At 36.5% G+C, this 7,563-nt stretch carries 7 protein-coding genes and 1 pseudogene; all 8 read left to right on the top strand.

Going from position 1 to position 7,563, the window contains the following annotated elements:
• Positions 1–267, top strand: a pseudogene (locus tag AFK68_RS18970) (hypothetical protein); the annotation flags it as partial.
• 251 nt (positions 268–518) lie between these two features.
• Positions 519–1,250 carry an MORN repeat-containing protein gene (locus AFK68_RS18965; protein ID WP_094674143.1) on the top strand — a complete coding sequence of 244 codons (732 nt, stop codon included), beginning with the start codon at positions 519–521 and terminating at the stop codon, positions 1,248–1,250.
• A 1,404-nt stretch (positions 1,251–2,654) separates the two neighbouring features.
• The gene (locus tag AFK68_RS18960; RefSeq protein ID WP_094674141.1) at positions 2,655–3,275 is read left to right on the top strand and encodes a DUF6391 domain-containing protein; all 621 of its coding nucleotides are present in this window, start codon (positions 2,655–2,657) and stop codon (positions 3,273–3,275) included.
• Between the two features lie 89 nt (positions 3,276–3,364).
• Complete coding sequence (locus tag AFK68_RS18955) at positions 3,365–3,589, top strand: photosystem I reaction center subunit IV (RefSeq protein WP_094674139.1); 225 nt, start codon at positions 3,365–3,367, stop codon at positions 3,587–3,589.
• A gap of 655 nt (positions 3,590–4,244) precedes the next feature.
• Positions 4,245–5,150 carry a DNA-formamidopyrimidine glycosylase gene (locus AFK68_RS18950; RefSeq protein WP_094674137.1) on the top strand — a complete coding sequence of 302 codons (906 nt, stop codon included), beginning with the start codon at positions 4,245–4,247 and terminating at the stop codon, positions 5,148–5,150.
• 126 nt (positions 5,151–5,276) lie between these two features.
• Positions 5,277–5,495, top strand: a complete 219-nt coding sequence (locus AFK68_RS18945) for an NAD(P)H-quinone oxidoreductase subunit O (RefSeq protein WP_094674135.1) — start codon at positions 5,277–5,279, stop codon at positions 5,493–5,495.
• 182 nt (positions 5,496–5,677) lie between these two features.
• The gene (gene mdh, locus AFK68_RS18940) at positions 5,678–6,637 is read left to right on the top strand and encodes a malate dehydrogenase (protein ID WP_094674145.1); all 960 of its coding nucleotides are present in this window, start codon (positions 5,678–5,680) and stop codon (positions 6,635–6,637) included.
• Positions 6,638–6,822: 185 nt separating this feature from the next.
• Positions 6,823–7,314, top strand: coding sequence for a hypothetical protein (locus tag AFK68_RS18935; protein WP_210407499.1), 492 nt, complete (start codon positions 6,823–6,825; stop codon positions 7,312–7,314).
• Positions 7,315–7,563: the final 249 nt, after the last annotated feature.

The raw sequence follows: 7,563 nt of genomic DNA, 5'->3' as shown, positions 1-7,563 counted from the left end.
CCTCCACCACCACCAGATACTACTATTGCTGATGGTATAGAAGTTAGTGGGGTTGTACAAGTGGGGAGCCAAAAGCAGATTATTGTTAAAGTTCCTACCGAACCTACCAGTAGATATGTGAAGATCGGGCAAAGGCTGGCAAATGGTCAGGTATTGGTAAAGCGAGTTGACTTGAAGAAGGGGGCTGAACCAGTTGTTGTATTTGAGCAAAGTGGTGTGGAAATTCCTAAAGAGGTTGGAAGTAAACCGATAACTACTGAAGAATAATAAAAAATAAATGCTTTTCAGCAAGTTTAGGCATTTGTTATTAAATGCCCACAAACTCCTAAAGATTTATAGGAGAGGATTATAATAAAATTGGAATAATAAAACTCTACATATATAAGCAAGTTTGATACAGACCAAATAGATCAGGTCAATGGCCTCCCTTTTCAAGGAGACGAAAAAGGAAATTTCAGATTTCAAGCCTCCCTATTATTAGAGGTACTGATAACTGATAACTGATAACTGAAATAACCATGCTGCTATTAATAAAACAACTAAGGAAAGCAATATTAACAGGTTCTTGTCTAGGATACATAATTATAATGTGGCATCCTCAGCCATTAATGGCACAAGAACAAACAGAAGCACCTTTTTGTCAAGGCAACCCTCCTACAGGTAGAGTGAAGTGTAATTACCCCAATGGAGATAATTATGCTGGGGATTTTGTTAATGGAAGGCCACAAGGAAGTGGTGTATATGTCTATGCTAATCGCGATCGCTACGAAGGACAGTTTCGTAATGGTCTTCCGAATGGACAAGGTACTTTTATATTCTCCAATGACGCTAGGGTGACAGGAGTATTCCAAAATGGACAAATTAGGTCTGGGACAATTATTTTTGACAATGGCGATCGCTTTGTTGGAGATTTTAACCTAGTAGAAAATCTCTCTAGTAGTGTGATTAGTAGTCAGCCCACGGGTCGAGGTCAATTTATTTACGCTAATGGCGATCGCTATGAGGGAGAATTCTTTGCTGGAAATCCTTTTGGACCAGGGGTGTTTATCCGTGCTAATGGAATACGGTGTCAAGGAGATTTTTTTAACGCCGCGCTAGATGGGAAAGGAAGTTGTACATATCCTAATGGAATTCGTTATGAAGGAGAACTCAGGGGTGGAGTACCTCATGGTGTAGGGATTATTATAGATTCTGAAGGAAAGCGATTTCCTGGAGTATTTCGCAATGGTCAAAGACAAGAACAAACATAATATACCGTTTCTCACTCTTTGTGAGATACATTTATCTTTTTTCTTCCTATTTCTTATTTCCTATTTCCTGTTGGTTGTTATGGGATTAACTGTTGAGGAAATAACTTAATTACCAACAAATAATAGGGAAAAAAATAATTTTGGTCTACTGAATAAGTATTGCGGATATGGGTAGGAGGATCGAGTTAGAAGGAATGGGGAGTACACAGGAGTGAGAAAAAAATTTTCTGATATTTTTGAGGTTAGTTATGTTAAAAGTTCAGGGTTTTTGAGACAGGCAAAGGTGATAATTTTCAGACTTTGTTTAAGAAAAAAAAGCTATAAACTTTTGAGTATTCAACAATTAATAATTGTCTATTCTTTTTAATAAGAGTATTTGCTAAAAGGGAAGTAATTTTTTTTCTTTTTTATCCATGAATGGAGAGGCTTTATACCTTTATGTTTCGGTAATGTTGTTAGACTTATTCAGTGAACCATAATTGTATAGCGCTGCGCTCCGGGAACAGGGAACATAAAACAAGCAATAGTGAGAATAAATTGCCGATAATATAAAGCTTTGAGCTGCTTGGACATCTCCTGCAATTTGTAAAGCGTGCCAGCGCACATTGCTATACTTCACAAATTTGGATAAATGTCTATGATATTCATAATTTAGAGGTAGTAATTAAGCTTTTATTTGAGTAAAATAGCCAAGATAATTTTATGATATAAATAGAAATTTTTTTCAGATAAAATAGTTAATTAAATAAATAAGAATTTATCTAAAATTTTCAAGGAATATTAAATCTATAGCAATCTTAAATCACTGGTAAAAAATCCAAAAGATGTAAGTATTCAACTATTAGCTGTCAGCCATCAGCAATAAGACTAGGACGAGTGTAGTTAAGATTAATTCTGGCTCAATAGAACTCTGGTCTTAAGGGCTGGGGTTTAAATAAAGCTTTTATGTAAAATGAAAAGCCATAGCTGATAGCTGACGGCTGACGGCTGAATGCTTACCAAAAGATAGATAAAAATTCTCTAACTTTTACTTCTGTTCCCCATTCCCTCTTACCTAGACCTTGCTGATTAAATCTAAAAGCACTGACAGGTAAAGGTAAGTGCCTTCTTAGGTTTAAAAAAAGTGCCAGGTTTTCAGTTGAAAACTCTCAAAAAGTTAGCACAAAAGGCAGAATATATAACAGAAAAATCAAGGGAAAAATATATCCGACTATCTCCTCTATAATTCCTCGTTTCTCCTAACTACTCTGTACGGACGTTGCATACAACTTCCCTACCCACTCCCCTACTCCTTAAAAAGACTTTTTCAGCAAACCCTACCTATTCCCTTTTGTCAGAATATTTTTTCCGCAACTACAATAGGAATGTTATAGAAATAGGCAATTTTCAAGAAGAAAAAATACTATGACAACAAATACCTCTACTTCATCTGTAAATGATCAGTTTCCCTTTAACTTTTCCCCCTATCCTACACAAGATAGCGATTTTCTCAAGCAACTAGATTTTTTTCCTGGTTTAAAAGAGATATTGACAATTAGACAAGTTCATGCTCTAGAACACGCTACAGTTTGGGTATTGAGTGAATTAGCCAACTCAGGAACTGCAACAACTTCTAATGAATCAATTGGAGGGATGTCCACACCACAAGGATTTTATCTTTACGGTGCAGTAGACCCATCTCAATTAAATCAGGCAGTAGAAACAGCACTACAGCGAATTACTTCTGGAGAATGGAATTTAGCAGTACATCCTAGATGTGGCACAAATTTATCAGTGGCAATGACTCTTACTGCTGGATTTGCTCTAGGTATAAATATGCTTTTACCCCCAAAACCAATTGAACAACTTTTAGGTTTTGGTATTGCAGCTACGGCAGCTACACAACTAGCACCAGAATTGGGTAGTTTAGCCCAAAAATATCTCACAACTGCTATTCCTTTTAACTTGAGAGTGATTGATATTTCTGTTATTCAAGATTTGTGGGGTCGCCCTGCCCATTTTGTTCAAATATCCTGGCTAAATTAATTGCAACAAAACTTAAAAAATTATTAGGCTTAAAAGAGATAGGATGAGATGACAGTTTTACCATACTTAATTTAAAGGAAAAAAAATTCATGGTTCAACGTGGTTCTAAAGTTCGGATTTTACGGAAAGAATCCTACTGGTATCAGGAAATTGGTACAGTTGCTTCTGTTGATAAAAGTGGCATTAAGTACCCAGTTATTGTTCGGTTTGACAAAGTAAATTACAACGGTTTCAGTGGTAGTGCATCTGGTGTTAACACAAATAACTTTGGCATGAGTGAAGTTGTAGAGGTAGAAGCGCCGAAAGGTAAATAATTAGGCTAACTGTTCTTGGAACATTTAAAGATATAGAAAAAGCTCACTCTAGCAATTCTAAATTAAACAAGCAAAAATAGGCAAAAACCTGAAAAATGTCGGGAGAAAGTTAGCCAGCCTGTTTTAACGGCTGGTTGAATAACGACGTGCGGGTAATAAAGCGGCGTAAAAGTCTGGTATACTAAGAGATAGCAAGTAAGAACAAGGTTTGTCGCCATGACAAGAGCGCTAGTACGGTGAAATTCCGGCGGACAGGAGACGGGGAACTAATTTCCTACGACGGCTGTTTGCGTAGCATTCCCTTAGAAAAGCAAGCAGGCAGCTAAAGCAGCGATTTATTGCTCCAACCAGCGTGAGTAAAACCACTCGTGAAAGCTAACTAAAAAAAGTAACCTCAGAGCTAGATTTTTGTCTACGCCGAGGAGTTTAGAAGTCTGTTGACAGGCTTGAAGCAAATGTGGATTTATGAGGGGCTGCGTGCGGAATTTACTTCCGCACTTTAAACGCCCCGTCCCATTTGCGGTGGGTTAAGCACGCACGGAATCAAGGGTGTTTCAACCCCTGGAGATGTCAATGTCTTAGATAAATGCTTAACTAGAAAAAATTCTCTACAGTATCTATATAATAATAAATACTGTGAGGAATAGTTAGCACTGTGCCAGAACTACCGGAAGTAGAGATAGTAAAACGAGGTCTAAATCAACTGACTCTCAATAAACAGATATTGGGTGGGGAAGTGTTGCTAAAACGCACAGTTGCTCACCCTGTTTCTGTTGATGATTTTTTAGGTGGGTTGGAAGGAAAAGCGATCGCCCAATGGCATCGACGAGGCAAATATTTACTCGCTCAAGTCTACAAATGGGATCGAGAAACCCCAGAATTTACCCAGGTCAAACAAAACCAGGATGGTTGGTTAGGAGTACATCTGCGAATGACAGGCCAACTCCTATGGGTAAAGCCAGAAGAAAGACTACACAAACATACACGAGTTAGATTATTTTTTAGCAATCAATCAACAGAGGACAAAAAAAATCCCACCCATGAATTAAGATTTGTAGATCAACGTACCTTTGGCCAGATGTGGAGAATAGCACCAGCAAAAGAAATATCCCACATTATCACTGGTCTGAAACAACTAGGTCCAGAACCATTTTCCCCAGAATTTTCTCTTGAGTATCTTAGTAAACAATTACACAAAAGGCACAGACCCATTAAAACAGCCCTTTTAGACCAAAAAACCATTGCTGGGTTAGGCAATATCTACGCTGATGAAGCCTTATTTCTCAGTGGTATTAGACCCACAACTTTGTGCAAAGATTTGACTGAAAACCAAATAGAACAATTACATATAGCTATTCTGAAAGTTTTGGCAACTTCTATAGATGCAGGTGGTACAACTTTCAGCAACTTTCTCAATGTTAAGGGAGTTAATGGTAATTATGGGGGCGTAGCTTGGGTTTATAATCGTGCTGGTCAACCATGTCGAATTTGTGATACATATTTAGAAAAAATTAAGCTAGCGGGGCGGTCTACCCATTTTTGTCCTCAATGTCAAAAATAATAGGGAGTAGGGAGTAGGGAAGATTAGAAAATGGGGAGTAGGATAGGGAAAAAGAAAAAAAGATCGACTTAATGTAATTCCCTATTAGAATTTAAGACAGAAAAGACAAGAAATAGAAATCCATATATGGCAGAGATTAAAAAAGGTAGTTTAGTTCGTGTTGTGCGAGAAAAACTAGAAAATAGTTTAGAAGCTAAAGCAAGTGACAATAGGTTCCCTCCTTACATATTTGAAAGTAAGGGAGAAATTGTAGATACTAGGGGAGATTATGCTTTTGTCAAATTTGGCAAAGTTCCTACTCCGAATATCTGGTTACGACTAGACCAGTTAGAAAAATTTGAGTAAAATTTTCTCTAAACTTTAAGAATATATCAAAAGCAGGGGTCTTCTTTTTAATCAGAAATTAAAACCGCAGACTCCTGCTATTTTTATTCCCTGTAATTTTTACAACTTATGCTTTTCCGCTTTAGAGTATGTGTAATTAATTTTGCATGACTACTTATAAAACTGGTATTACTGAGAAATTTATGACTTGTGATTCTACTGTTGATGTTGGCCGTGTATCAATTATTGGAGCTGGAAAAGTAGGTAGTACCCTGGCCGAAATACTGTTAGAGAAAAATATTGCGAATGTAGTATTACTAGATATTATCTCAGATTTGCCTCAAGGTATAGCCCTAGATTTAATCCAAGCAAAAGCACTGTATCTAAACGATCGCCAAATTATTGGTACAAATGATTATGTAGATACAGCAGATTCAGATATTGTAGTTATTACATCAGGACAACCTCGGAAGCCAGGAATGAGTCGAGATGAGTTACTGAAAATTAATTCCCAGATTGTCGTTAATGTAGCAAAAGCTGCATTTGCCCACTCTCCAAATGCCATTTTTATAGTAGTTACCAACCCCCTTGACCTAATGACCTATTTAGCTTGGCAGACTATAGGAATACCTGGACACCGAGTTATAGGAATGGGAAGCCTGTTAGATGCTGCAAGGTTTCGGACATTTATTGCGATGGAATTAGGAATTTCTGTGGCTAATATTAGTGGGATGGTTTTGGGGACTCATGGAAATCTAATGATTCCTTTGCCACGCTATTCGACTGTTAATGGTATACCCATTACAGAAATTATGGACGATAGTGCTATTGCCAGAATTATTGAAAGAACTCGTAATGGTGGGGCGGAAATTGTTAAGTTGATGAAGACAGGTAGTGCCTACTATGCACCAGCAGCATCCACAAGTTTAATGATAGAGTCGATCTTAAAAAATCAAAATCAACTTTTACCTTGTAGTGCCTATCTTCAAGGGCAATATGGTTTAGAAAATATTTTTTTAGGAGTTCCCTGTTTGTTAGGAAGTCAGGGAGTAGGAAAAGTGTTAGAGCTAGACTTGACAGATGCAGAATATTCTGCATTGATTAATTGTGAACGGAAGATGCGTCAAACTATAGAGATGGCACAGAAAATACTGAATATTTAGCTTTGTCTCTCTACAAGCATTTCTGAATTTTGAAATTAAGAGCTATTAGAGTCTTTTCTGATAGTTCAATTTTCATTTTAAATTAGTTAATTATTTAACTGGTCGTGGGCAGGTTTAATAAACAAAAAGATGAGTCTACCCAATAGTGTTTATTAATGATTTCATACACATAAGGAAATCTGGAGATGTCAACAGAAAATCAGAGTTTAGAAACAGAAACAAATATTAATTTAAGCCATGATAATAAAATTATTGGAGAGGAAAGTGTTGAGGATATAAATAAAACTCGTCTACTGCTTACTTTGTGGGATTTAGGAGGGGAGGGAGAAACAGCTATAGGAGTAAAAAAAAGTGAATTAACTACTAGAGTTAAACGGAAAAAATACGGGAAAAAAATAGGTAAATATCAAGGGGTATATGAGGAATTAGAAAAATCTGGAGCAATTAGAATTGAGGTAAAAAATAGAGCAGTATTAGTTTTTATTACAGATATAGGTAAACAAATGTTGGGCAAGGGTTTACAAAATCCTGACTTTAATTTTGAAGGAACTGTTATAGCAACAAGGTTAGCAAATACACTTTTGAGATGGATACGAGAAATGGGTAGTCAGGAAAATTTGGAAATGGAACCTATGGGAATTTCTGAAGAGATTCTATATGAGGGTGAATTATCCTGATTGCTATATTTTTGCCTAATTACTTAACCTAATAATCATAAAACATACAATTAATTTTGCTCGACTACTAAATCAATTGAATAAAATAATTTTACAAAACATGGAGGAGAAGCTATCTAAAATCTAAAAACTGTAACGCAATAGTTTAATTAATTATTAACTAAGACTAAGTTAAGCGATGCTACCCTGAGTACTTGATCTAAAGATGGAATGCTATTGGAGGTTTGGAAGGTGTGGGAAGTAGAGCAA

Source organism: Hydrocoleum sp. CS-953 (assembly GCF_002260545.1).
GTDB lineage: Bacteria > Cyanobacteriota > Cyanobacteriia > Cyanobacteriales > Microcoleaceae > Trichodesmium.
Note: the sequence above shows the minus strand (reverse complement) of the source record. Positions and strands in the feature narration are given on the sequence as shown.

What these genes read in the sequence shown, in the direction of transcription:
- AFK68_RS18965 (WP_094674143.1), top strand. Translation starts at nt 519, where the DNA reads ATGCTGCTATTAATAAAACAACTAAGGAAAGCAATATTAACAGGTTCT.
- AFK68_RS18945 (WP_094674135.1), top strand. Translation starts at nt 5,277, where the DNA reads ATGGCAGAGATTAAAAAAGGTAGTTTAGTTCGTGTTGTGCGAGAAAAA.
- AFK68_RS18960 (WP_094674141.1), top strand. Translation starts at nt 2,655, where the DNA reads ATGACAACAAATACCTCTACTTCATCTGTAAATGATCAGTTTCCCTTT.
- mdh (WP_094674145.1), top strand. Translation starts at nt 5,678, where the DNA reads ATGACTTGTGATTCTACTGTTGATGTTGGCCGTGTATCAATTATTGGA.
- AFK68_RS18935 (WP_210407499.1), top strand. Translation starts at nt 6,823, where the DNA reads ATGTCAACAGAAAATCAGAGTTTAGAAACAGAAACAAATATTAATTTA.
- AFK68_RS18955 (WP_094674139.1), top strand. Translation starts at nt 3,365, where the DNA reads ATGGTTCAACGTGGTTCTAAAGTTCGGATTTTACGGAAAGAATCCTAC.